Annotated in this window: 22 protein-coding genes; 17 read left to right on the forward strand and 5 right to left on the reverse strand. The window is 59.6% G+C overall.

What is annotated here, in order from left to right; all coding sequences use genetic code 11:
• Nucleotides 1–115 precede the first annotated feature (115 nt).
• From CW305_RS08300 to CW305_RS08320, 5 genes are all read left to right on the forward strand, one after another.
• Nucleotides 116–832, forward strand: coding sequence for a FadR/GntR family transcriptional regulator (locus tag CW305_RS08300; RefSeq protein WP_104097858.1), 717 nt, complete (start codon nucleotides 116–118; stop codon nucleotides 830–832).
• A gap of 7 nt (nucleotides 833–839) precedes the next feature.
• A complete protein-coding gene (locus CW305_RS08305) occupies nucleotides 840–1,601 on the forward strand; it encodes a sulfite exporter TauE/SafE family protein (RefSeq protein ID WP_045667124.1) in 762 nt (253 codons plus the stop codon).
• Between the two features lie 117 nt (nucleotides 1,602–1,718).
• Complete coding sequence (locus CW305_RS08310; RefSeq protein WP_045667123.1) at nucleotides 1,719–2,414, forward strand: response regulator transcription factor; 696 nt, start codon at nucleotides 1,719–1,721, stop codon at nucleotides 2,412–2,414.
• Entirely contained in the window at nucleotides 2,411–3,751 is a 1,341-nt protein-coding gene (locus tag CW305_RS08315) for a sensor histidine kinase (RefSeq protein WP_104097616.1), read from the forward strand. Before CW305_RS08310 ends, CW305_RS08315 begins: the two co-directional genes overlap by 4 nt.
• A gap of 85 nt (nucleotides 3,752–3,836) precedes the next feature.
• Nucleotides 3,837–5,789, forward strand: a complete 1,953-nt coding sequence (locus CW305_RS08320; protein ID WP_104097617.1) for a TonB-dependent receptor domain-containing protein — start codon at nucleotides 3,837–3,839, stop codon at nucleotides 5,787–5,789.
• A 97-nt stretch (nucleotides 5,790–5,886) separates the two neighbouring features.
• Here CW305_RS08320 and CW305_RS08325 read toward each other — a convergent pair whose 3' ends face one another.
• Nucleotides 5,887–6,312: an organic hydroperoxide resistance protein gene (locus CW305_RS08325; RefSeq protein WP_044314728.1), complete on the reverse strand. Its 426-nt coding sequence runs from the start codon at nucleotides 6,310–6,312 to the stop codon at nucleotides 5,887–5,889.
• Nucleotides 6,313–6,464: 152 nt separating this feature from the next.
• Nucleotides 6,465–6,941 carry a MarR family winged helix-turn-helix transcriptional regulator gene (locus tag CW305_RS08330; RefSeq protein WP_014820291.1) on the reverse strand — a complete coding sequence of 159 codons (477 nt, stop codon included), beginning with the start codon at nucleotides 6,939–6,941 and terminating at the stop codon, nucleotides 6,465–6,467.
• Nucleotides 6,942–7,502: 561 nt separating this feature from the next.
• On the opposite strand from CW305_RS08330, the gene nirK reads away from it, so the two are divergent.
• The 12 genes from nirK (at nucleotide 7,503) to CW305_RS08385 (ending at nucleotide 22,799) form a co-directional block, all read left to right on the forward strand.
• A complete protein-coding gene (gene nirK / locus CW305_RS08335) occupies nucleotides 7,503–8,930 on the forward strand; it encodes a copper-containing nitrite reductase (RefSeq protein ID WP_228207011.1) in 1,428 nt (475 codons plus the stop codon).
• Nucleotides 8,931–8,974: 44 nt separating this feature from the next.
• The gene (locus CW305_RS23885) at nucleotides 8,975–9,100 is read left to right on the forward strand and encodes a hypothetical protein (RefSeq protein ID WP_015277086.1); all 126 of its coding nucleotides are present in this window, start codon (nucleotides 8,975–8,977) and stop codon (nucleotides 9,098–9,100) included.
• Nucleotides 9,101–9,109: 9 nt separating this feature from the next.
• Nucleotides 9,110–9,961: a c-type cytochrome gene (locus CW305_RS08340; protein ID WP_104097618.1), complete on the forward strand. Its 852-nt coding sequence runs from the start codon at nucleotides 9,110–9,112 to the stop codon at nucleotides 9,959–9,961.
• Nucleotides 9,962–10,006: 45 nt separating this feature from the next.
• Nucleotides 10,007–11,374, forward strand: a complete 1,368-nt coding sequence (locus CW305_RS08345) for a cbb3-type cytochrome c oxidase subunit I (RefSeq protein ID WP_023446634.1) — start codon at nucleotides 10,007–10,009, stop codon at nucleotides 11,372–11,374.
• On the forward strand, nucleotides 11,371–12,186 hold the full coding sequence (locus CW305_RS08350) for a CbbQ/NirQ/NorQ/GpvN family protein (RefSeq protein ID WP_048512704.1): 816 nt from the start codon (nucleotides 11,371–11,373) through the stop codon (nucleotides 12,184–12,186). Before CW305_RS08345 ends, CW305_RS08350 begins: the two co-directional genes overlap by 4 nt.
• A 3-nt stretch (nucleotides 12,187–12,189) precedes the next feature.
• Nucleotides 12,190–14,208, forward strand: a complete 2,019-nt coding sequence (locus CW305_RS08355) for a nitric oxide reductase activation protein NorD (protein ID WP_104097619.1) — start codon at nucleotides 12,190–12,192, stop codon at nucleotides 14,206–14,208.
• A gap of 178 nt (nucleotides 14,209–14,386) precedes the next feature.
• Nucleotides 14,387–15,697 carry a trigger factor gene (tig, locus tag CW305_RS08360; RefSeq protein ID WP_104097620.1) on the forward strand — a complete coding sequence of 437 codons (1,311 nt, stop codon included), beginning with the start codon at nucleotides 14,387–14,389 and terminating at the stop codon, nucleotides 15,695–15,697.
• An 89-nt stretch (nucleotides 15,698–15,786) separates the two neighbouring features.
• The gene (clpP, locus tag CW305_RS08365) at nucleotides 15,787–16,425 is read left to right on the forward strand and encodes an ATP-dependent Clp endopeptidase proteolytic subunit ClpP (protein ID WP_014820284.1); all 639 of its coding nucleotides are present in this window, start codon (nucleotides 15,787–15,789) and stop codon (nucleotides 16,423–16,425) included.
• 97 nt (nucleotides 16,426–16,522) lie between these two features.
• Nucleotides 16,523–17,803 carry an ATP-dependent Clp protease ATP-binding subunit ClpX gene (gene clpX, locus CW305_RS08370; RefSeq protein WP_014820283.1) on the forward strand — a complete coding sequence of 427 codons (1,281 nt, stop codon included), beginning with the start codon at nucleotides 16,523–16,525 and terminating at the stop codon, nucleotides 17,801–17,803.
• Nucleotides 17,804–17,934: 131 nt separating this feature from the next.
• Nucleotides 17,935–20,331, forward strand: coding sequence for an endopeptidase La (lon, locus tag CW305_RS08375; protein WP_014820282.1), 2,397 nt, complete (start codon nucleotides 17,935–17,937; stop codon nucleotides 20,329–20,331).
• Nucleotides 20,332–20,461: 130 nt separating this feature from the next.
• Nucleotides 20,462–20,734, forward strand: coding sequence for a nucleoid-associated protein HU-beta (gene hupB, locus CW305_RS08380; RefSeq protein WP_003282502.1), 273 nt, complete (start codon nucleotides 20,462–20,464; stop codon nucleotides 20,732–20,734).
• 205 nt (nucleotides 20,735–20,939) lie between these two features.
• Nucleotides 20,940–22,799, forward strand: a complete 1,860-nt coding sequence (locus CW305_RS08385) for a SurA N-terminal domain-containing protein (RefSeq protein ID WP_104097621.1) — start codon at nucleotides 20,940–20,942, stop codon at nucleotides 22,797–22,799.
• 95 nt (nucleotides 22,800–22,894) lie between these two features.
• On the opposite strand, the gene CW305_RS08390 is transcribed toward CW305_RS08385, so the two are convergent.
• From CW305_RS08390 to CW305_RS08400, 3 genes are read right to left on the reverse strand one after another with little or no spacing between them, the layout of a single operon-like run.
• Nucleotides 22,895–23,713, reverse strand: a complete 819-nt coding sequence (locus CW305_RS08390) for a beta/alpha barrel domain-containing protein (RefSeq protein WP_104097622.1) — start codon at nucleotides 23,711–23,713, stop codon at nucleotides 22,895–22,897.
• Nucleotides 23,714–23,717: 4 nt separating this feature from the next.
• A complete protein-coding gene (serC, locus tag CW305_RS08395) occupies nucleotides 23,718–24,818 on the reverse strand; it encodes a 3-phosphoserine/phosphohydroxythreonine transaminase (protein WP_104097623.1) in 1,101 nt (366 codons plus the stop codon).
• Nucleotides 24,799–25,302: a urate hydroxylase PuuD gene (locus tag CW305_RS08400; RefSeq protein ID WP_104097624.1), complete on the reverse strand. Its 504-nt coding sequence runs from the start codon at nucleotides 25,300–25,302 to the stop codon at nucleotides 24,799–24,801. The genes serC and CW305_RS08400 overlap by 20 nt, the downstream gene beginning before the upstream one ends.
• Nucleotides 25,303–25,329 lie beyond the last annotated feature (27 nt).

A 25,329-nucleotide genomic window follows, 5' to 3' on the forward strand; every position in this document is an offset into this window, starting at 1 on the left:
GCAGCAGTCGAGCTACCTGCGGCTGACAAGGAAATGATCGATTGAAGCATCCAATTGTGTACCGGATGAAATTCATCCTATGATTGAAACATGGGATGAATCTGAAGGTGATCATATGTCGCTGCAGCACACCTCGCGCTCGTCACTTGTAGAACGGGTAATTGAGCAAATGCGGTCGCAGATCAATGCTGGCGAATGGACGCCGGGTATGCGAATTCCTACCGAAAGCCAGCTCAGCAACTCTTTAGGTGTTGGCAGAAATACCGTCAGAGAGGCAGTGCGAGCGCTGGTTCATACCGGGGTGCTGGAGGTCCGCCAGGGTGCGGGGACGTTCGTGCTCTCCAGTCGAGACCCGTCTGGATTACTCCAGCGCCTAGATCACGCCGCGCTGCATGACCAGCTCGAAGTCCGACGCGCGCTGGAGGTCGAAGCTGCGCGTCTGGCAGCGTCGCGGCGCACGGATGAGGACCTGCAAACGATACGTGACGCTCTCGGAGCGCGAGGGACCTGGACCGATGACGCCACACTTGAAGCGTTCGTCGAACGAGATGCCGATTTTCATCTGAGCATCGTCCGCGCCAGCCACAACGCCACGCTGCTGGAAATGTATCAGTTCTTCTGGGCGGGTCTGCAGAACACCATTGCCAAGACGGAGGGCGAGCAGCAGCTCCCGGAACCCACCTATGCAGCACACGCAGCTGTCTATGACGCCATAGCCCGCGGTTGTCCCGAGCAGGCTGCCATAGCGGCCAGCGAGCTGTTGACTCCGGCGCTCGAAACGCTGGCCAGTACGCTGGAAACCGATTCTCGAAACGCGGACACAAGGGAGTAGAACTTTCATGGATCATTCGATTACGACGTGGGCAATTCTGCTGGTTGCCGCTTTTCTTGGCGGCGGGCTGAACGCCATTGCCGGTGGCGGTAGTTTTTTCACGTTCCCGGCATTGGTTTACGCCGGCGTGCCTGCTGTGGCGGCCAATGCCTCAGGCACGCTCGCGCTTCTACCTGGCTATTTTGCAAGTACCTGGGGCTATCGAGAGGACCTGCGCCCGCCAGCAACGCTGTCGATGGGGACGCTCGTTGCCATCAGCCTCGGCGGCGGTGCAGTAGGGGCGGGGTTGCTGCTGACCACGCCCGATGACGTATTCCGTGCGATCGTGCCTTGGCTATTGCTTATCGCGACGCTGCTGTTCGCCTTCGGGCCCTGGTTATTGCGCAGGTTCAAGCGCGATTCGACCGAAAATGAGGCGAATGCACTGGTGCAGGGTTTCACTCTGGCTGTTGTCAGCGTATACGGCGGCTACTTCAATGGCGGTCTGGGCATCGTGCTACTCGCTGCATTCAGCTTGCTCGGCCATCGAGACATCAACTCGATGCAGGGGCTCAAGAATCTGGTTTCGTCTGTACTGACCGCGATCGCCGTGTCTGTATATGCATTCGGCGGTGCGATCCTGTGGCGCGAAGCGCTGGTGATGATGCTGGCGGCGACTGTCGGCGGCTATGTCATGGCACGCGTCGGTCGCCGGCTCCCTTCGAGCTTCGTTCGGGCGGTCGTGATCATCACCGGTGCCGTGATGACGGTGCTTTTTTTCCGCGCCTGATACCGGCTTCCTCCATAGGGACCGATTCCGCCTTCTCGCCAATCACTGCTTTCGCTTAAACTTGATGAGAATTGTTATCTTTAAGCGATGGGTGCATCCACCCAACAGGGAGTGGCAATGGGCGGATACCTGGCTGATGTGCTGGTTATAGAAGACGATCAGGTTCTCAGCGCTCAACTCGGCGATCTGTTACGCCTGCAGGGATATGCAGTGCGCTCCAGCTTGCTCGGCGAAAGCGGGCTGGCTATGGCGTTGGCCAATGCACCGGACCTGGTGCTGCTGGATGTGATGCTGCCGGACATCAATGGGCTTTCTGTACTGCGCCGGCTGCGCGAGCAACAACAGACACCGGTGATCATGCTCACCGCATGCGGAGCAGAGGAAGAACGGATTCGCGGACTGCGCCACGGCGCGGATGACTATCTGTCCAAACCATTCAACCTGACCGAACTACAGCTGCGCATCGACGCGATCTTGCGGCGAACTCGCAGCATGGAACATCGCGTACCGTCGCCATCGACGCTTCAGGTCGATTCACTTGTTCTCGAACGATGCGGTCTACATGCACGCGCCGGCTCGTATGACCTCTCGCTGACGCCCTTGCAGTTTCGGCTGCTTTGGCAGTTCTTGCTTCAGCGTGGGGAGGTGCTCAGCAAACCTTATCTCTACCGTGTGGTTCTGGAGCGTGAGTACAGCGGTTATGACCGCAGCCTCGATATGCACGTCAGCCGGATACGGCGACGTTTGAGCGAGGCAGGCGTGGCAGCCGACCGACTGCAAACGCTCCACGGTCGTGGCTACTGTTTCCAATGAATCGGCGCCTGTTCTGGAAACTCTGCCTAGGCGTGGCGCTGGGTAGCGTAGCGTTGTTCTGGGTCATCGCACGGCTTAGTGGTCAGGCCGAAGAACAGATGAGTTTCATTGACGCCGACCATCAGCGCACCCTGCGTCAGTACGCACTGCAGGCCGAAGAGCTGTATCGCACTGGCGATGAGCGGGCGCTGCGGGACTGGCTGCGCAGTGTGCAGCGCCAGGAGCAAACTTGGGCAGCGGTAGTCCAGCCGCAGCTGCAAGCCTTGGCCGGCAGTGAGTTGTCCAAGCGCTTCCTCAGTGAGTTTAGTCTCGGGCGGGACCCGTCCTGGAAGATCCACCTCTACTTTCAGGACAACCCGATCATGGACGTGCCGTTCGCCGATGGACAGCGGCATTTTCTGATTCAGCTGCCGCAGCGAATGCGGCCCGGGCATTACTGGTACCCCGCGCGGCTGTTGCTCGAGCTGGTTCTGCCGCTGATCCTCTTGGTGATTGGCTGCCTCTTGCTGTATCGCCATCTGATGCGACCGCTGAATCGACTCCAACAAGCAACCCGTCGCTTCAGCGAAGGGGATTATGAAGCTCGGGCCGGAGTGTTGCTGGGCTCGCGGCGCGATGAGCTGGCGGGCCTGGCCGAGACGTTCGACTCGATGGCTGAGCGTATCGGAGGCTTGATCATTGATCAGCGCCAGCGTTTGGCCGAGATGTCCCACGAACTACGTACGCCGCTGGCCCGTATCGAGATGGCGGTGAGCCTGGCTGAGCAGGGCGGAGCGCCAACCATCCTGCTACGGCGTATCCGCCAGGACTGTACCGCGATGCGTGCGCTGGTCGAGGATTCACTGACGTTGAGCTGGCTCGAGACCGAGCGCCCGAGGCTGCGCGACGAGACGCTGGATCTCACCGATCTGCTCGACAGCATTATCGACGACGCACGTTTCGAATTTCCGGATCGCCACATCGATACGCAACTTCCAGTAGAGGCTGAACTAACTGGCAGTTGCCACCGCGCACTTGGCCAAGCGATCGAGAACATCGTACGCAACGCTCTTGAGCACACGCCACCCGACGGCAAGGTGAGCATTCATCTGAACTGCGATCCACAGACGTACCTTCTTGAGGTCATCGACGAAGGGCCTGGGGTGCCAGAGCAATGGTTAGAGCGCATTTTCCAGCCATTTGAGCGTTTGAGTTCAGATCGAGCGGGATTCGGTCTTGGGCTGGCTCTAGCGCAGCGCCAGGTCTTCGCCATCGGCGGCTGCCTGACTGCGCGCAATAATGAGCAAGGAGGGCTTTGCATGACTATCCGGTTGCCACGCGAGGTCTCCGCCGCGTAACAGTTGTAAAAGTGATACAGAAGGCCGACCCTTCCGGTGACAATCATTAATACGAAACGTTCGCATTAATGATCGAGGTTCACCAATGCAACACTGTCCATGCCAGCGGTCTTTACTTGGCTCCTTATCGTTCGCTGCGCTGTTGAGCGCTTTGCCCTGCCAGGCTCAATCCAGCGATCCCCTTGAGCTCGGCGGTGTCGAAGTGACGGCGCGCCATGTTCAAGAGGACAGCGTTGAGGCCGAACAACTTCAGCATTTTCAGGCGGCTGATCTTCAGGATGTGTTCGAGTCCAGCCCCGAGGTCTCGGTTGGCGGCGGTCCCGGAGTCGCGCAGAAGCTCTATTTGCGTGGCTTCGAGGACACGCTGCTCAATATCACGATCGATGGTGCCAGCCAGCCGGGTCAGACGTTCCACCACACCGGTCGCATTGGTATCGAACCGGAACTGCTAAAGCGTGCTGAGGTGCAGGCGGGAACGGGTGACGCGACTTCCGGGCCAGGGGCGCTGGGCGGTTCGATTCGATTCGTCACCAAGGACCCCGATGACCTGTTGCGGGAGGGCGAACAGGTAGGCGCGCTTATCAAGGGTGGCTATTTCAGCAGGGCTGAAGGATACAAAACCAGTTCGAGTCTTTACGGCCGCTTCAACGAAAACTGGTCTGCATTGGCCGTGGCGACCTATCAAGACCAGAACGATTACGAAGATGGAAACGGGCGCGATGTGCTGGGCACGGGCGCGCGTCAACAACTAGGTTTCGCCAAGCTGGTCGGCCGGCTGACCGATGAGCAGACGCTGCGCCTGTCCTACGAGAAGCGCACCGATGAAGGCGAACGCGCCCAGCGACCTCAATGGATCCCGAGCAGCTTCAATCCGCTCTTTCCTTTGGAAACAGAGCGTGAAACCTGGACGTTGAAGTACGGCTGGAACCCGCTAAGCGAACTGGTTGATCTTGAGGTGACTACCTACCACACGTCCACAGAACTGCAGCAGGATGGCCGCTGGGGTCTGTATATCGGCGATACCGCTAGCGCAGGGTTGGATGTGCGCAATACCAGCGAATTCGGTGCTCATAGTCTGACGTATGGGATTGACTACCGAGACGACAAAACCAGTCTAGGCCCTGCCGGCGATCGCGATCTGGATCAGGAGGAGGGCAGTGTGCTCGGTTTCTACGTCCAGGATAGTTATCGGCTGACCGAGAGGCTGCTGTTGGGCATGGGTGTTCGTTACGATCGATACCGCCTTGATGATCGCGACGGGCAGGACTTCGCCGACGCAGGCTTCAGCCCAAATCTGAGCCTTCGCTACCAAGTAACTCCGCAACTTGCGTTGCTCGCTGGTCACTCCCAAGCGCTTCGCGGCGTGCAAGTCCGCGATGCGTTCAAGCTTGACGCGGCTGCCAACGAGGCGGATCTCGATGCCGAAAAAGCGCGCACCAACGAGCTGGGATTCGAATTCCGAGAGGGCGGTTTGGAGCTGTCCGGCAAGATCTACGATACGCGGATCCGCGATGCGATCTACGATCCCAGCGGCCGGCCCAATCTCTATGTGAACGGCGGGACGCTGAAAAGCCGCGGCGTTCTGCTACAAAGCGCTTATCACTGGCAGCAGCTGAGCGTTGGGCTGAGCTTCCACCATAACGATATCGAGCTGGATGGCGATGACCTGAACGTTTACGAACACAACGGTCTCGGTACCACACTAGGCGATACGTGGATTGGCTTCGCTGATTACCGGGTTGGTGACAGGTTGAATTTGGGCTGGCAGGGCCGTTTCGTTCAGGCGGTGGATTCACTGCACACCGGTGTCGGCACTCTGAACAAACCAGGGTATGGCGTGCACGACCTTTATGCGCAATGGGCGGCTTTGCCCGATGAACGTCTTGTCCTGAACCTGACGCTGAAAAACGTCTTTGACAAGCAGTATCTGGACCACGCCAGTAACGAAGATTTTGAGCGTATCCCAGGCTACGAAGGTGTGCGTGGCAGTTACGAGTCTGGCCGCGAGCTGCGCCTCGGTGTGGCTCTGCGAATCTGATGATCTCTGATCAGGGCGGGCCTGAGGTCGCTCACCTGACTGTATGACCCGAAGAGCGTTTTTCGGGTCACCAGACGTATCGATGCACTCAGGGCTGTCAGCTCAGAACCAGGCGGACGTCGATGTTCCCGCGAGTTGCATTGGAGTACGGGCAAACCTGATGTGCAGCGTCGATCAGGCTTTGGGCCAGCTCCCGGTCAAGGCCTGGCAGGCTGATCTGCAGCTCGACCTCGAGGCCGAACCCGCCAGGGATCTGGCCGATACCGACGTTGGCGGTAACCGCGGTGTCGGCCGGCAACGTTTGCTTCTGCTGGCCAGCGACGAACTTCAGGGCGCCAATGAAGCACGCCGAATACCCGGCCGCAAACAGCTGTTCCGGGTTCGTTGCGTCGCCTCCCTGACCGCCCAGCTCGCGAGGAGTGCTCAACTTGACGTCAAGGTTGCTGTCCGACGAAACGGCTCGCCCATCGCGCCCTCCGGTTGCCGCAACGGTTGCTATGTAGAGAGGCTGAATGGGTTGCATGATTTTCTCCTTAGCGTAATGGAATTTATTTTGCGCGCTAACCAAATGCCGTGAGGAAGGTAGTCAGGATTTACTTTGCGCGCAAGGTTTTTCGCCATTCGGCCATTCCGCCGCTGGCACAGCAGCGAGCATCGTCGGGCCGCTAGGAGGGATTAGGCGAGTTTTTGCAGTGCGGTGCGCAGGGCGATGATTTGCGTCTTTAGCGCTGCCACCGTTTCCGCGGTCTGCCCGCTGGCGCTGAGGATACTGGCCGGAAAGCATTCGGCTTCAGCCTGTAATGCTCGACCCTGCTCGGTCAGACGCAGTTCCACTACCCGTTCGTCATCGCTGCGGCGAGTGCGAGTGATGAAGCCTTCAGCCTCAAGCCGTTTCAGTAGCGGTGTGAGCGAGCCCGGATCGGTCAGCAGGCGCGCGCTGATGTCACCTACGGTGATTGCATCGCCTTCCCATAACACCAACATCGCCAGGTACTGCGGATAGGTTAGGCCGATCCGTCGAAGCATCGGCTTGTAGACCTTGGTCATCAGCAACGAGGTCGAATGCAAAGCGAAGCAGAGTTGGTTGTCCAGCTGCAGGGCCGGACAGGAGCGGGGCTTGGTCATGATCGGAATAGTCGGGAAAGGTGGCATAACGTTATCGCCCAAACCTCTGGCGCGCAAATGTAGCGAAATCACGCCTGTTAGCCGTAATAGCGGAGCTGTAGGATCGCCTGTCAAAACGAGCTCATTTCGCCTTAAAGAGAGAGAAGCGGGAGCTTATAAATAGCGGCTCATTTCAATGAAAATTAGATTAGCGGTTACGTGCGTATTGTTTTTTGTCGCGCAATTGAACACTTACAGAAAACGTTTTGATATCTCAGCGGGCGTCTGTTGGATATGGACTAGCGCTATCCCATTAAAAATAGCTGACGATTGTAGCCCGGTATCTATCCGGCTGCTCTCTTTATCGACGGTAGAGGACGACCTCTGACCGCCTGTCGGCAGCCTCGTCGCCAAGACTCAAGCACATTCCAATGCTGGTATTAATTCCGCGCCGTATGCGCTGGCTGCCATGCCTGCGCCAAGCTTGACTCGAATCAATTCTTTCCCTATCTGGGATTAATACCAGATCAATTATTCTGCGCTTTTAATAAGCTTCTTTTGAATTGATAGGGTGCGCCGCAACTTTTTACTCCGACGGATAGTTTTCTCGTGACTAAACTGATGGTCGAGATCAACTCGATGTTAAGAGGGCCAGGCATGCGCCATTGTTCTAGAGTTCTGCTGCTCGTGTTACTGGTTTTACCAAGTGTCCTTTGGGCGCAAGCGAAATCCAGTAGCGATGTAAGTTACCGCCCAGATGTCACGATTACACTTAGGACCGACATCGCAGATGGAAAACTCGTCTATGTCAGTGAGTCCGGCCCGACGCGTGGCGAAGTGAATCCCGAATTGCGAGTGCCCGAAGGTGCGGTGGTTCAGATCAATCTGATCAATGGCGACGGCGCAGTGCATGATATCGCCATACCTGAATTCGACGCTGCGTCCAGCGAAATTTCCGGCAAAGGCGCGGCGACCGGAATCGTGTTTCGTGCGACCAAAAGCGGGACGTTCGAGTACTACTGCACACTGCCTGGCCACAAGGCTGCGGGAATGGTCGGCAAGCTGATTGTGGGCGATGGACCGGCGGCGGTCGTCGAACAAGGCAAGGATTTGTCCAAGGATCCGATGCAGGTAGGTGAGCCGGTTGGTGACCGTGAACCGAAGAGCATTACCCTTGACCTTCGCACTACCGAGGAGGAGGGCCGCCTCGCCGACGGGAGTACCTACAAATTCTGGACGTTCGACGGCACGGTGCCCGGCCCCATGGTGCGGATACGCGAGGGCGATACCGTCACCCTTAATCTCAGTAACGAGCCTGACAGCGCCCATATCCATTCCATTGATCTGCACGCCGTGACCGGCCCGGGTGGTGGTGCGGCGGTTACCCAGGTGGCACCGGGGCAAACACGCTCCTTCACCTTCAAGGCATTGCAGCCGGGGCTATACGTCTATCACTGCGCTACGCCGATGGTTGCTCAGCACATCAGTAACGGCATGTACGGACTGATTCTGGTCGAGCCGGAGGGCGGACTGCCGAAGGTCGATCACGAGTTCTATGTAATGCAGGGTGAGCTGTACACCGCCAGCCCCAGGGGGGCGCGCGGTCTGCATGAGTTCTCGCTGGACATGCTGCTGGGTGAAACGCCGCAACACATGATGTTCAACGGCGCGACCGATGCGCTGACCAAGACTCACAAGATGGAAGTCAACGCAGGCGACAGCGTGCGCATCTTCTTCGGAGTCGGTGGCCCCAACCTGATCTCCAGCTTTCACGTGATCGGTGAAATCTTCGACAAGGTCTTCGACCAGGCTTCGCTGACCAGCCCGCCGCTGACGGATGTGCAGACGACCCTCGTGCCTGCCGGCGGAGCGACCATGGTCGAATTCGTCGCGGATTACCCGGGCAGATACATCCTCGTTGATCACGCCCTGTCGCGCGCCGAGAAAGGCCTGAGCGGTGTGCTGACGGTGAAGGGCGACGCGGATTCCTCGATCTTCTCCAGCCCCGAACCGATCGATCCGCATTCCGGGCACTGAGCGCGGTTTGCTTATACGGCAGCTAACGCTGCGAAGGAGAAAGCATGCAGGCTCGAAAGCTCTACGGCCCGTTGAAGATCCTGAGTGTGGTCGTGCTGGCGCTGATGTTCGGCGCGATGCTCTATGCATTCACGATGACGCTCATTCACTGGACAGGCATCAATGTCTGAGGGCACGCCATGAACAACCGTCAAGCGAGGCTCTTCGCGATTGCTGCAACCGGTGTGGCGACGCTCGTGTTCATCGGGCTGACGGTGGATAGCCACCGGCAGTTTCCCAAGCTGACCAATGCCGACAGCATCACGGCGGAGGTCAAGCACGGGATGGATGTCTGGCACAAATACAACTGCATCAACTGCCACACGCTGTTCGGCGAGGGCGCGTACTACGCGCCCGATCTGACGAAGATCACCCAGCATCGCGGCGAGCCGTATCTGAAGGCTTATATGCGCGATCCCTCGAAGTTCTACGACGAGAAGATCCATCGGCGTCTGATGCCGAAACAGGACCTGGCCGAAGACGAAATCAGTGACCTGATCGCCTTTCTCGACTGGGTCAGCAAGGTGGACAACCAGGGCTGGCCGCCGCGACCGATCCTGGTGACCGGCAGTTTCGTGCCGGGTGCAGACACACTGAAGGCTGGCGGCGAGCAGCGCAGTGATTTGCCGCCTGGTGCCCGGCCGGTGGATGCCGGGGATGACGAGCGTGCGCTGGGTGAGCAGGTTTTCCGAGGCGCAGTGCCTGCCTGCAATGCCTGCCACTCCACCGCCCCCGGCGCTGATATGGCTGGCCCCACGCTCGCCGGTATTGCAACTCGGGCGGCGGCTATCGTCGCGGCGCCCGACTACCAAGGGCAGGCGCAGGATGCGCGCGGCTATATCCGCGAGTCGATCGTGTCACCCAGCGCGCACATCGTTCCCGGCGCGATGTATTCGGCAGACGGCACCTCGTTCATGCCGACCGGTTACGACGGCAGCCTGACGGATGAGCAGATCGATCAGCTGACGGCCTATCTCGAAACGCTCAAGTGACACGACGGCCAAGCCGACCCACGTTCGCTTCAAGGGGAAACTACGATGCGCTATCAGTCCCAATCGGTCGCCTACTGGTACTTCGCGGTCGCGATGGTGTTGTTCGGCCTGCAGCTGGTGTTCGGCCTGCTCTCGGCAACCAAGTACATCGGGCCGGACCCGCTGTTGTATATCCTGCCTTTCGACGTGACCAAGGTGATTCACACCAACCTGCTGATCGTCTGGGTACTGACTGGCTTCATGGGGGCGACCTACTGGATGATTCCGGAAGAGTCGCGCGCCGAGCTGCATAGCACCAAGCTGGCCTATGTACAGCTGGTGCTTTGGACGCTGATGGGCGTCACGGCGATCATCGGCTACCTGTTCCGCTACGGCACCGGCAACAAGCTGCTCGAGCAGCCGTTGCCGCACAAGATCGTCATCGTCATCTGCATGCTGATCTTCCTCTACAACATCGGCATGACGATCCGCAAAGCGGGGCGTTTCACCACGACCGAAGCAGTGTTGATGATCGGCTTTGTCAGTGCCGCACTCCTGTACTTGCCTGCGTTGCTGCATTACGAGAACTACACGGTTTCCATTTTCTATCGCTGGTGGACGATTCATCTATGGGTCGAAGGCGTCTGGATGATGATCATGGGCGGCTTCCTGGCCTACCTGCTGATCCGCTTGTCCGGTGCGGATCGGGAAGTCATGGAGAAATGGCTGTATGTGATCGTCGGCTTGGTGTTTCTCGCCGGCATCCTCGGCACGGCGCACCACTATTACTGGGTCGGCGTACCCACTTACTGGCTGCCCATTGGCGGGTTTTTCAGCGCGCTTGAGCCGCTCGCGCTCGTTGGCATGGCCGCCTATGCCTACGGCGCCATGCGCCGCTCGGGGCTGGCGCACCCGAATACGCTGGCGTTGCACTGGACGATCGGCAGTGCGCTGTTCTCCCTGTTCGGTGCCGGGCTACTGGGCTTGGCTCATACCTGGCCGAGCGTCAACAAGTGGACCCATGGCACGTTAATCACCGCGATGCACGGCCATGCTGCGTTCTACGGTGCCTACGCAATGATCGTCATGGCGATGATCAGCTATGCCTTGCCATCGCTGACTGCCGGACGACGGGAGCAGGGCACGGCGCTGGGCTACTGGGCATTCTGGCTGCAAATCACCGGCATGTTCGGCATGACGCTGTCGTTTGCCACCGCAGGTATTGCGCAGGTCTATCTGGAGCGAATCATGGGCATGGGCTATCTGGATGCACAGCTGAAGATTCAGATCCATTTCGTGATGCTCATTGCCACCGCGTCGCTGTTCACCGTGGGCGTTGCCCTGTTCATCTACGACTTCTTCCGCTACACGCCACGCTTCGTCCTGGATGATACGGAGCCGGTGCTTGCGGAGAGGGAGGTACACCCGACGTGACGTTGCCCGAATACCCGCCACTGGCGAAAGCAAGTGAGGGGGAGCCGTTCTACGTACCGTGCGGCAATGAAGTCGCGATGTTCGAGCGCTGCCATGCGCGTGGCTTGGCAGTCATGCTCAAAGGGCCGACCGGCTGTGGCAAGACCCGCTTCGTCGAACATATGGCCTGGAAACTGGACCGGCCGCTGATCACGGTGGCTTGCCACGATGATCTGTCGGCCAGCGACCTGATCGGGCGTTTCCTTATTCGCCATGACGGTACCGTCTGGCAGGATGGCCCTCTCACCCGCGCCGTGCGTGAGGGGGCCATCTGCTATCTGGATGAAGTCGTCGAGGCGCGCCAGGACACCGTGGTCGTCTTGCATGCATTGACCGATCACCGGCGCCTGCTGCCAATCGACAAGACCGGTGAGTTGCTGATGGCTGCGCCGGGCTTCCAGTTGGTGATCTCCTACAACCCGGGCTACCAGCGCATGCTCAAGGATCTCAAACCGAGCACACGCCAGCGCTTCGTGGCCATGGATCTGGATTTCCCGGGCGAAGATGCGGAGGCGAAGATCGTCGAGCGCGAGAGTGGTGTCGACGCACCGACTTCGCGTGCCCTGGTCACGCTGGCCCGCAGGCTGCGAGCGCTGCGGGACCGCGGCCTGGCCGAGGTGCCGAGTACTCGTCTCTTGATCGCCGCGGGTGCACTCTGCGTCGATGGCATACCCGTTCGGGAAGCGTGCCTGGCGGCAATCGTCTCGCCACTTTCGGACGACGAAGCCCTGGTCGGAGCGATGCGCGATCTGGTCGACGGAACCTTCATCTAGACCATGGCCGAAGCCGAGGAGGTTCTTACCGACGCTGCGCGGCATGCCACGGTCTTCGCCCAGCGCCTCTGGCGTCGCTACAGTCCTGCGCCGGACGCACCGGCAAGTCTATCGCTGAGCGAGGTGGCGGAGCGTCTGGAACTGCTGCTGTCGGCGGTGTTCGGCAACAGCTATCGGCTGCGCATCGCCCAGCCGCCGGCGCGACCGACCTTGCTGGGCAACTGGTTCGGCCGCACGCCCAGGCCGCAGCGATTGGCGGCAGTACCGGCAACCGATGGCACAAGCATCTGGCTTCCTCGCTCGTTGGATATCCCTGATCGAGCACTGGCGGCGAATCTCTACAAAGTGATGGCCTTGCAGCAGGCAATGCGCATCCGCCGCGGTAGTGCACTGAGCCTCTGGCGCAGCCTCCCGCCACTTGCCGGGGCGCTGTACCACCTACTTGAAGTCCAAGCGGCCGAGCGTGAACTGCTGGAGGAAATGCCAGGGTTTGCTGAATCGGTGCGGGCATTGCGGGCCTGCGCATTCACGCGTCGTCCACCGCTGAGTGCATTCGGTTCGGCACGACGCCCCCTGGAGGCTCGCGTGCGTGCATTGCTGGTTGGCGAAGCTGATGGTGTTCCGCAGTCACCTACGCCTGAAGCGTCGTGCGAGCTGGCCGTGCGATTGTTGGCTGAATGGGGGCTGGAACCTGCCTCTGGAGGACGCATCGGTCAGGAGCCGCTCTTCGCAGACTGGTGGACCGGCATGCTGTTGGCACCTTCGACGCACCATCAACACTCCGCCGGTGCTCAGAGTCCGTTCGACCCCACTCAGGCAGCGCCGCAGAGCGTGCGCCTCGAACGACGCCCCGACATTCGCCAGGCGAGCCCCGATGAGGATGAATCGGAGGAAAGCGGACCGCTGATGATCCAGCTGGACGAGCCACATCCCCACGCTGAGGACCCGATGGGCTTGCAGCGGCCCATCGATCGGGACGATGCGGATGCGGAGCTGTTCGGTGAAATGCTCGGCGATCTTCCTCAGGCGCGTTTGGTGGCGTCACCAGGGCGACCCAAAGAGGTGTTGCTGGCTGATGATCCTCCGGATGCCTCTGCTATCGCGCTTGCGCCCGGCGTTTCGGTTCTGCAGCGAGGCATCGCCTATCCCGAATGGGACTACCGCAGGCAGCATTACCGCGAGCAGAACGCCCTCGTGCAGGTACGCACGGCCCCGCCGGGTAATCCAGTCTGGGTAGCGGAAACGCTCGAGTCCCATCAGGGATTGCTCGAGGGGATTCGCCGCCGCTTCGAATTGCTGCGCACCCATCGGGCCTGGTTGCGCGGTCAGGTCGATGGCGATGAGCTGGACCTGGATGCCTATGTGGATGCGGTTGCGAATCTGCGGGCTGGCAGCGGGCTGACCGATCGTCTGTACCGCACGCAGCGTTGCGCGGAGCGGAACCTTGCCATCCTGCTGCTCATCGATGTCAGCGGATCGACGGACAGCTGGATATCCCAGGGGCGACGCGTGATAGACGTCGAGCGCGAAGCCTTGTTGCTGGTCAGCATCGCGCTGCAGAGCCTGGGTGCGCCCTACGCGATCCAGGCATTTTCAGGGCAGGGCAGGGAAGCGGTGGTGGTCCGCGATATCAAGACCTTCGAGGAGGCTTATGGCCAGGAGGTGGCGCTACGCATCGCCTCCCTGGAGCCGGAGCATTACACCCGCTGCGGTGCGGCTATCCGTCACGCGAGTGCCAATCTCATGCACCAACCGGCGGCCCGTCGGCTGCTGCTGGTGTTGTCCGATGGAAAGCCTAGCGACAACGATGACTACGAAGGGCGATACGGAGTCGAGGACACCCGCCAGGCGGTTCTGGAAGCCGTGCTGCAAGGTATATCGCCGTTCTGCCTGACCATCGACCGGCAGGCCAGCGCCTACCTGCCGCGCATATTTGGCGCAACCCGTTATGCACTGTTACCACGCCCTGAGCTCCTGCCTACCGTTCTACTCGACTGGATGAAGCGTCTGGTGCAGGGATAGTTGGCCAGCATATGTCCTCGATTTTCGGCTGGGCTGACGTAAGTAGTGATTCGCCGGGCGCGGCTCGGCTTTTGCTCGGCGCGACGGGCAGGGTGACTTATGTCAATCGAGCCACTAGAATGCTTGCCCATTCTGGGGCCGGAACGCCCGGCTTATGTCTGTGCAACGAGGAAAATCCATGCAAGTTTCTGTTGAAAGCACCTCCGCTCTTGAGCGCCGCATGACCATCGGCGTGCCGGTCGAGCGCATCGAGACCGAAGTCAACAAGCGTCTGCAACAGACCGCCAGCCGTGCCAAGATCCCTGGTTTCCGTCCCGGCAAAGTGCCGATGAGCGTGATCCGTCAGCGTTACGAAGAAGCCGCCCGTCAGGAAGCGCTGGGCGATCTGATCCAGTCGACATTCTATGAAGCCGTCGTTGCCGAGAAGCTGAACCCGGCCGGCGCGCCGTCCGTCGAGCCTAAAGTGTTCGAAAAGGGCAAGGATCTGGAATACGTCGCCACCTTCGAAGTGTTCCCCGAGTTCGAAGTGGCCGGTTTCGAGGCCATCGAGATCGAGCGTCTGCAGGCCGAAGTCGCCGATGCCGACGTCGACAACATGCTGGAAATCCTGCGCAAGCAGAACACCCGTTTCGAGAGCGTCGAGCGCGCTGCCGAGAGCGGCGACCAGCTGACCATCGATTTCGTCGGCAAGATCGACGGTGAGACCTTCGCTGGCGGTTCGGCCAAGGGCACTCAGCTGGTGCTGGGCTCCGGTCGCATGATTCCTGGTTTCGAAGACGCGCTCGTTGGCGCCAAGGCCGGCGAAGAGCGCGTGATCAACCCGACCTTCCCCGAGGACTATCAGAACCTCGACCTGGCCGGCAAGACTGCCGAGTTCACCGTCACCGTGAATGCCGTCGCCGCTCCGCAACTGCCCGAGCTGAATGACGAGTTCTTCGCCCAGTTCGGCGTGCAGGAAGGTGGCGTCGAAGGCTTCCGTGCTGAAGTGAAAAAGAACATGGAGCGCGAGCTGCGTCAGGCCATCAAGACCAAGGTGAAGAATCAGGTCATGGAAGGGCTGGTCGCTGGCAACCCGATCGAGGTGCCCAAGGCGCTGATCGACAATGAAGTGAACCGTCTGCGCGTGCAGGCCGTTCAGCAGTTTGGCGGCAACATCAAGCCCGAGCAGCTGCCGGCCGACCTTTTCCAGGAGCAGGCCAAGCGCCGCGTTGTTCTGGGTCTGATCGTGGCCGAAGTGGTCAAGCAGAAGGAGCTCAAGCCTGATGAGGCCCGCGTTCGCGAGCTGATCGAGGAAATGGCCTCGGCCTACCAGGAGCCGGAGCAGGTCGTCGCCTGGTACTACAAGAACGCCGAGCAGTTGAACGAAGTTCGCTCGGTTGTGCTCGAAGAGCAAGTTGTAGATACTGTCCTGCAGCAGGCTAAAGTGACCGATAAGTCGGTCTCCTACGAAGAAGCTGTCAAGCCTGCGGAAGCCCCGCAAGCAGCCTGATTTCTTCATATATTCGAGTGCACAAACATAAGCCAGCCTCGTGCTGGCTTATGTCTTTTGAGGCATGACATAGGGAGTATCGTTGGAACATGTCCCGCAATCCTTTTATGCAAGCTCCGGACATTCAGGCCGCCGGTGGCCTGGTCCCGATGGTGATCGAGCAGTCCGCTCGCGGCGAGCGCGCCTATGACATTTATTCCCGACTCCTCAAGGAGCGGGTGATCTTCATGGTCGGCCAGGTCGAAGACTACATGGCCAACCTGATCGTCGCGCAGATGCTGTTCCTCGAGGCCGAAAACCCCGAGAAAGACATTCACCTGTACATCAACTCCCCGGGCGGCTCGGTGACTGCAGGCATGTCGATTTACGACACCATGCAGTTCATCAAGCCGGATGTGTCGACCATCTGCATCGGTCAGGCCTGTTCCATGGGGGCTCTGTTGTTGACCGGTGGCACTGCGGGCAAGCGTTACTGCCTGCCGCATTCGCGGATGATGATCCACCAGCCGCTGGGCGGCTTCCAGGGCCAGGCTTCGGATATCGAGATCCACGCACGTGAGATCCTGACCATCCGCGAGCGCCTGAACAAAGTACTGGCTCACCATACCGGTCAGCCGATGGAAGTGATTGCCCGCGATACCGACCGCGATAACTTCATGAGCGGTGAAGACGCCGTCAAGTACGGCTTGATCGACCAGGTTCTGACCCAGCGCCAACTGGCGGTCTGATCCCTGCAGCCTGCGATATGTGGCTGCTCCGTGGGCTTGAAAAAGCCCACGATTGCCTTCATCTTGTGTTTCAAGCCTTCCCGATTGGATCGATCGAATGACTGACACCCGCAACGGCGAGGACTCCGGCAAACTGCTCTATTGCTCTTTTTGCGGCAAAAGCCAGCATGAAGTACGCAAGTTGATCGCCGGGCCCTCCGTTTTCATCTGCGACGAGTGCGTCGACCTGTGCAACGACATCATCCGCGAGGAGGTGCAGGAAGCGCAGACCGAGAGCAACGCGCACAAACTGCCTGCGCCGAAGGAGATCAGCGGCATTCTCGACCAGTACGTCATTGGTCAGGAGCGCGCCAAGAAGATCCTGGCGGTGGCCGTTTACAACCACTACAAGCGCTTGAACCAACGCGACAAGAAAGAAGAAGTCGAGTTGGGCAAGAGCAACATTCTGCTGATCGGCCCAACCGGCTCGGGCAAGACGTTGCTGGCCGAAACGCTGGCACGCCTGCTCAATGTGCCCTTCACCATCGCCGACGCCACTACCCTCACTGAGGCTGGCTATGTGGGCGAGGATGTCGAGAACATTATCCAGAAGCTTTTGCAGAAGTGCGATTACGACGTTGAGAAGGCCCAGATGGGCATCGTCTACATCGACGAAATCGACAAGATATCCCGCAAATCCGATAACCCGTCGATTACTCGGGACGTATCCGGTGAAGGCGTGCAGCAGGCACTGCTGAAGCTGATCGAGGGCACCGTTGCGTCCGTCCCGCCACAGGGTGGTCGCAAGCATCCGCAGCAGGAATTCCTGCAGGTGGATACGCGCAACATCCTGTTCATCTGCGGTGGTGCGTTTGCCGGTTTGGAGAAGGTCATCCAGGGTCGTTCAACTCAGGGTGGTATCGGCTTCAATGCCGAGGTTCGTAGTAAGGACCCGGGCAAGAAGATCGGCGAGGCGTTGCGTGCCGTGGAGCCTGATGATCTGGTTAAGTTCGGCCTGATTCCTGAGTTCGTTGGCCGTCTGCCGGTGATCGCGACGCTCGATGAACTCGATGAGGCGGCGCTGATCCAGATTCTGACCGAGCCGAAGAATGCGTTGACCAAACAGTACGCCAAGCTGTTCGAACTCGAAGGCGTGGATCTGGAGTTCCGCCCGGATGCACTCAAGGCAGTCGCTTCGCGCGCTCTTGAGCGCAAGACCGGCGCACGTGGTCTGCGTTCGATTCTTGAAGGTGTGTTGCTCGACACGATGTACGAGATTCCTTCGCAGAAGGAGGTCAGCAAGGTTGTCATCGATGAAAGCGTGATCGAAGGCACATCTCAGCCGTTGCTGATTTACGAGAACACCGAGCCGCCAGCCAAGGCGGCGCCTGAGGCGTAATCGAACAAAGGGGCCTGCGGGCCCCTTTGCATTTGGTCCGCCGCCTTGTTTTTTACGGTGTGTGCCCTCATCTTTGTTGCAAGGGCATCGCCCATCCGTTTACCGCCGAATGGCCGCCGTAGAGCTGAATTATGAAGACAACCATCGAATTGCCCCTTTTGCCGCTGCGCGATGTGGTGGTTTACCCGCACATGGTGATCCCGCTTTTCGTTGGCCGTGAAAAATCCATCGAAGCACTCGAGTCCGCCATGGCCGGCGATAAGCAGATCCTCTTGCTGGCGCAGAAGAACCCCGCTGATGACGATCCAGGTGAAGATGCGCTGTACCGTGTTGGCACTGTGGCGACCGTGCTGCAGCTTCTCAAGCTGCCAGACGGAACCGTCAAGGTACTGGTCGAGGGCGAGCAACGTGGTGTGATCGAGCGCTTCGTCGAGGTGGACGACCACTGCCGCGCCGAAGTTTCCTTGATCGAAGAAGCTGAGGTCGACGCGCGCGAATCCGAAGTATTCACGCGCAGCCTGCTCAGCCAGTTCGAACAGTACGTGCAGCTGGGCAAGAAGGTTCCCGCCGAGGTTCTTTCCTCGCTGAGCAGCATCGATGAGCCCGCGCGTCTGGTCGATACCATGGCTGCGCATATGGCGCTGAAGATCGAGCAGAAGCAGCAGATTCTCGAAATCACCGACCTCCCGGCGCGCGTCGAACACGTACTTGCGCTGCTTGATGCCGAGATCGATCTGCTGCAGGTCGAAAAGCGCATTCGCGGTCGCGTGAAGAAGCAGATGGAGCGCAGCCAGCGCGAGTACTACTTGAATGAGCAGATGAAGGCCATTCAGAAGGAGCTCGGCGATATCGACGAGGGCCACAACGAAGTCGACGAGCTGAAGAAGCGCATCGAGAACGCCGGCCTCAGCAAAGACGCCTACACCAAGGCCAACGCCGAACTCAACAAGCTCAAGCAGATGTCTCCGATGTCGGCCGAGGCGACAGTGGTTCGTACCTATATCGATTGGCTGGTAAATGTGCCGTGGAAGGCTGCCAGCAAGGTGCGCCTGGATCTGGCGAAGGCTGAAGAGGTACTGGATGCCGATCATTACGGCCTAGAAGAGGTCAAGGATCGTATCCTTGAGTATCTTGCCGTCCAGAAGCGCGTGAAGAAGCTCAAGGGGCCGGTGCTGTGCTTGGTAGGCCCGCCGGGCGTGGGTAAGACCTCGCTGGCCGAGTCCATTGCACGCTCGACCAATCGCAAGTTTGTACGCATGGCACTGGGCGGCGTACGGGACGAGGCCGAGATTCGAGGTCACCGCCGTACTTACATCGGCTCCATGCCCGGTCGTTTGATTCAGAAGATGACCAAAGTAGGGGTTCGCAATCCCCTGTTCCTGCTCGACGAGATCGACAAGATGGGCAGCGACATGCGAGGTGATCCGGCGTCGGCTCTGCTGGAAGTGCTCGACCCCGAACAGAACCACAATTTCAACGATCACTACCTCGAGGTGGACTACGATCTTTCGGACGTGATGTTCCTCTGCACGGCCAACTCAATGAATATTCCTGCGCCGCTGCTCGACCGTATGGAGGTCATCCGGCTGCCGGGCTACACCGAGGACGAGAAGGTCAACATCGCCATTCGTTACCTGGCGCCCAAGCAGATCGAGGCCAACGGCCTGAAGAAAACCGAGTTGGAGTTTCAGGAGGCGGCGATTCGCGACATCATCCGCTACTACACCCGCGAGGCGGGTGTGCGCAGCTTGGAGCGCCAGCTGGCCAAGGTATGCCGCAAGGTCGTGAAGGAGCATGCCGCGGAGAAGCGTTTCCACGTGGTCGTGGACGCCGAATCCCTTGAGCATTTCCTGGGCGTTCGCAAGTTCCGTTACGGGCTTGCCGAACAACAGGATCAGGTAGGGCAGGTCACTGGCCTTGCCTGGACCCAGGTTGGCGGCGAACTGCTTACCATTGAAGCTGCTGTGGTGCCCGGAAAGGGCCGCCTGACCAAGACCGGCTCGCTGGGCGAGGTCATGGGCGAATCGATCACCGCGGCTCTTACAGTGGTTCGTAGCCGTGCCGCGAGCCTGGGCATGGCGGCTGATTTCCACGAGAAGCAGGACATTCACATCCACGTGCCCGAAGGTGCGACTCCGAAAGACGGCCCGAGCGCCGGTATCGGCATGTGCACTGCACTGGTTTCCGCGCTGACTCAAATTCCGGTGCGCGCAGATGTCGCAATGACCGGCGAAATAACATTGCGCGGGCAGGTGCTTGCAATTGGCGGATTGAAGGAAAAACTTCTGGCTGCTCATCGGGGTGGGATCAAGACGGTGATCATTCCGGAAGAAAATCAGCGTGATCTGAAAGAGATTCCTGAAAATATTAAGCAAGACCTGCAGATTAAACCGGTGAAGTGGATTGACGAGGTCCTGCAAATTGCGCTGCAATACGCGCCGGAGCCCTTGCCCGATGCGGCTCCCGAGATTGTTGCAAAGGACGACAAGCGCGAGCCTGATTCCAAGGAGCGAATCAGCACGCATTAGTCTGGAAGGCCACGTTGACACACTTCAGGCGCCCTTGTTTAATCGGCCTCTTGTGTCATAGCCATCTAGCACCGCTTTGCTTACACCCGAAAATTAAAGATACGACTCAACAGAAATAAGGGGACTTAGAGTGAACAAGTCGGAACTGATCGATGCCATCGCTGCATCTGCTGATATCCCAAAAGCTGTTGCTGGCCGCGCGCTGGATGCAGTGATCGAATCCGTCACCGGTGCCCTGAAGGCTGGTGACTCCGTGGTACTGGTTGGTTTCGGTACTTTCGCTGTCAAGGAGCGCGCTGCGCGCACTGGTCGCAACCCGCAGACTGGCAAGCCGATCAACATCGCTGCTGCCAAGATCCCGGGCTTCAAAGCTGGCAAGGCTCTGAAAGACGCTGTCAACTAAGCATCTTTCTACCCGGCCAGTCAGCTCGCGCTGCACTGGCACGGGGCGGTTGTCGAGCAGGCCTGGCCTGCTGCAATCTGGCTTGGGGGAATAAGCCCAACCGCTCCAAAAGCTCCGAGAAGGCGCATCCCTGGATGCGCCTTTCTTTTATCCGGTTTCCACCCGCGTTGCGCATCCGATCGCGCCGCAGACTCCTGGGGGTCGCATGCTTCAGAACATCAGGGACAATTCGCAAGGCTGGATAGCCAAAACCATCATCGGCATCATCGTAATGCTGCTGGCGTTGACTGGCTTCGAAGCTATCTTCAATGCCGCGAGCAACAACCAGAATGCCGCGGAGGTCAACGGCGAGGAGATTTCCCGTTACGACCTTGACCAGGCAGTGAACATGCAGCGGCGCCAGCTGGCGCAACAGCTTGGCCAGGATTTCGATGCTTCGTTGCTGGATGATCGTCTGCTTCGTGATTCCGCGCTCGGTTCGCTGATTGATCGCATGTTGCTGTTGCAGAGTGCCAAGAGCGCCAATTTCGCCTTCTCCAGCGAAGCACTCGACCAGCTGATTCTGCAAACCCCCGAATTTCAGGTTGACGGCGCTTTCAGCGCTGCACGTTTCGATCAGGTCATCCAGCAGATGGGCTATTCCCGTCTCCAGTTCCGCCAGCTGCTCGAGCAGGAAATGCTCATCGGACAGCTGCGGGCCGGCATCTCCGGAACCGGATTCGTTACCGATCAGCAGGTTGATAACTTCGCGCGTCTCGAAATGCAGACCCGCGACTTCGCCACTCTCACACTGCCTGCTCAGCAGGAGGCAATTGAGGTCGGTGACGAACAGATCAAGGAATACTACGAGGCAAACGCTGACCGTTTCCGTACACCTGAGCAGGTCATCGTCGAGTATGTCGAGTTGAAGAAAGAGTCATTCTTCGATCAGGTCGAAGTGTCTGACGAGGAGCTGCAGGAGCTTTATCAGAAGCAGATCGCCAATCTGGCCGAGCAGCGTCGCGCTGCGCATATCCTCATCGAGACCGGCGGTGAGCTGAGCGACGACGAAGCCAAAGCCAAGATCGATGAAATTGCTACCCGGGTGAAGAACGGTGACGACTTCGCTGCAGTCGCCAAGGAAGCCTCTCAGGATCCAGGTTCTGCGAGCGAGGGTGGTGACCTTGGATTCGCCGGACCGGGTGTATATGACCCGGCATTCGAAGATGCACTCTATGCCTTGAATGAGGGCGAGGTCTCGGCACCGGTCAAATCCGAATTCGGCTGGCACATCATCAAGCTGCTGGGTGTTCAGTCGCCGGAGGTTCCTGCCTTCGAGAGCTTGAAGCCCCAGCTGGTACGCGAGCTCAAGGCGCAGCAGGTCGAGCAGCGCTTCGTCGAGACCAGCAAGCAGCTGGAAGATTCGGCATTCGAAGCATCCGACCTGGCCCAGCCCGCTCAGGAGCTCGGCTTGATGGTGCAGACCACGGAAGCCTTCGGGCGTGACGGTGGCGAAGGCATCACGGCCAATCGTCAGGTGATCCAGGCTGCTTTCAGCGACGAAGTACTGGTGGATGGCGCCAACAGCAGCGTCATCGAGCTCGATCCCGATACCTCCATTGCACTGCGCGTGAAGGAACACCTGAAGCCTGCGGCTATCCCGCTTGCGGATGTGCGTGAGGATATCGTTCAGCAGCTTCAGCGCAGCCTGGCTGCCGAAGCGGCACGCGCCAAGGGCGAACAGTTGTTGGCGGACCTGCGTAAAGGGCAGCAGCCTAATGACGCCCAATGGCAGGCCGTAGAGGCTGCCACGCGCAGCCAGGAAGGCGTTGCACCAGCCCTGTTGCAGGCGGTATTCCGCATGCCGCGTCCGGAACAGCAGGATAAGCCGAGCTATTCCGGCGTGGCGCTGAGCAACGGCGATTACGCGGTTGTACGCCTGAACGGCGTCAATGAGCCGGAAGCGGCGCTGACCGATGAAGAGAAGCTGAATTATCGACGCTTCCTTGCATCTCGCGTCGGCCAGCAGGACTTCGCAGCGTTTCGGCAGAAGCTGCAGGCTGAGGCGGAAATCGAAAGATTCTGACTGCCAACTGACAGACGAAACCACTCGGTTTCGTCTGTCAAACAGAGAGGACGCCCCGACTGGTTCGGGGCGTTTTCGTTTGAAGCTGTTGAGTGTCAGCGGAGCAGTTTGCGCCCCAGCCAAGGCCCTTGGCGGAGCAATGCCGCGTGAACCTGCACCAGTTCGGCGCCTGCACGCATGCGTGCCTGCAGATGGCTTGCGGTCTGGATGCCGCCAACCGAAAGCAAAGCCATGTTATTTCCGCAGAATTGACGCAGGTGCTCGATCTGTTCGCAGGCTTGCGCCTGTCGTTGTGGGTCTTGCCAGGCCAGATAACGTTCGCGCGTCGCCGGTGGCCCAGGGTCATGGGCAGCGAGCAGTCCGTCGAATCCAAGCTCAAGTAGCAGCCCGGCAAGCGAGAAGGGAGTCTGCTCAGGAAGGCAGCGCAGCTTGGCTATCAGCGGAACCCAACGCTTACCTTTCAGATTAAGCTGATGCTGTTCTTCACGAAGCGCGGTCAGCAGGTTGTGCAACCGTGCGCCCTGATGAAGCAGCGGGGCGCTGGACGGGCCGATCAGGTTCAACACGAGATAGTCGGCATGCCGCCAGGCACCGCGTAGCAACGCGCAGGTCTCGGCGGTGGAGCATCTGGCGTCCATGGTCAGATTCACGCCTAGGCGTGCATCGCCTGGCGGGATTGGCTGCAGCCGGGCGAGCGGAGCCGCTGTCAGGCTGCCGATCTCGTTGAAGCCGAATCCCAGCGGCGCGACACGCCGTCCCAGTGCACCGTGGCGGTCGAAGCCCGCCGCAATACCCAACGGCGTCGGGAATTCCAGCCCCATTACCGTGACCGGGTGGCGCGGCTCCGCGCTCAGGCGGCACGCGACGCTGGTGAGATTGAGAGCGATACGATCGCGCAGCGCTTGCCAAACCATCGGCTTATCCATGGCGTTGCTCGAAGTCCGCCATGAACCCCACCAGCTGTTGCACACCCGATACTGGCATCGCGTTGTATAGGCTGGCCCGCACGCCGCCAAAGGCGGCATGCCCGCGCAGATGGGTCAGGCCGCGTTGCTCGGCCTGGTCAAGAAAGATCTCGGTCAGCCCTGCGTCGGCCAGTTGAAAGCAGACATTGATCGACGAGCGATCCTGGATTTTCTGCGGGCAGTGGTAGAGATCGCTGTTGTCGATGTAGCGGTACAGCAGCGCGCTTTTTTGTCGAGCAGCCGTTGCCATCGTCTCTGCGCCGCCTCGTTGCTTGATCCAGCGCAGCATCAATGCAGCGACATACAGGGTGAAGGTCGGTGGTGTATTGAAACGGCTCTGTTGCTCGGCTTGGACCGCATAGCTGAATGCGGCTGGGAGGCCAGCTGGCGGTGCTTGCAGAAGATCGTCGCGCACGATGACGACGCACAGCCCGGCTGCACCCAGGTTCTTCTGCGTGCTGGCGTAGATCACTCCGAAGCGCTCGACTGGAACGGGGCGAGTGAGGAAATCCGACGTCATGTCCACAACCAGGGGCACCGGCTGCGCGGGGAACTCCTGCAGTTGCAGTCCATTGGCGGTTTCGTTGCTGGTGATATGGCAGTAGCCAGCGAGTGGATCGAGCCGCCAGTGCGCTGGTGAGGGCAGGGCGGTGAAGTCCTGATCCGCCCCACTGGCGATGACGTTCACTGGTGCGTGACGGCGGCCCTCGGCAATTGCCTTGCGAGCCCAGTGGCCGCTTTCCAGGTAGTCCGCGCCTTGTCCCGGGCGCAGCAGATTGAGCGGCAACAGGCCGAGCTGAGCCGATGCGCCGCCTTGCATGAAAAGCACGCGATAGTTGCTCGGAATCTCCAGTAGTGCGCGCAGGTCGGCTTCGGTTTCAGCCATCAGCTGTTTGAAGGCGCTGCTGGTGAAGGGCTGCTCCAGTATGGAGAGTCCGCTGCCACGCCAGTCCTGCATTTCCTCGCGGATCTGCGCTAGCACTTCGGTAGGCAGCATCGCCGGGCCGGCAGCGAAATTGTAGTGCCCGGACCGCTCAGAATAGATGCAGGCCATGACTACCACTCGCCATGAGGAACAGCAGGGGAAAGGACAGGATCGTGTTGCTGCGCGACGAAAGGAAGGTGATCCGCGAGCAGCGCACACGCTCCTCCAATGCCGCTGGGACGAAGCCGAGTAGCTTCTTCTGATGCGGCCAGAGCACCAGCCAGAGGTTGAGCAGCATCAGCGTGCCAATCCAGGCACCAAGACCGATCACCGCCAGTGGGCCCTGCAGCAGCAGCGCGTCGACCAGCCAGCCGCGCTGCCAGAGCATGAGCATGCCGGACGCCCAGACCACCACGGAGGCGTAGCGGAAGATGCCATGCTCACGTTTCATCCGCGCTTCCAGATCGCTGTTCAGCGTAGCGGTGTCGATGCCGTTCTGCAGTGGCACGAAACGCGGGTTCTGGATGAAGTTGGCATAGTTGTGCCCGACCCAGACCAGTGCGAACAGTAGGTGCGCATAGCGGGCCAGCAGATCGAGGATCGGCAACTGCATGCTCACGTCACCAGCCAGTAACGCAGT

Origin of the sequence: Stutzerimonas kunmingensis (genome assembly GCF_002929225.1) — a bacterium.
Taxonomy (GTDB): Bacteria; Pseudomonadota; Gammaproteobacteria; order Pseudomonadales; family Pseudomonadaceae; genus Stutzerimonas.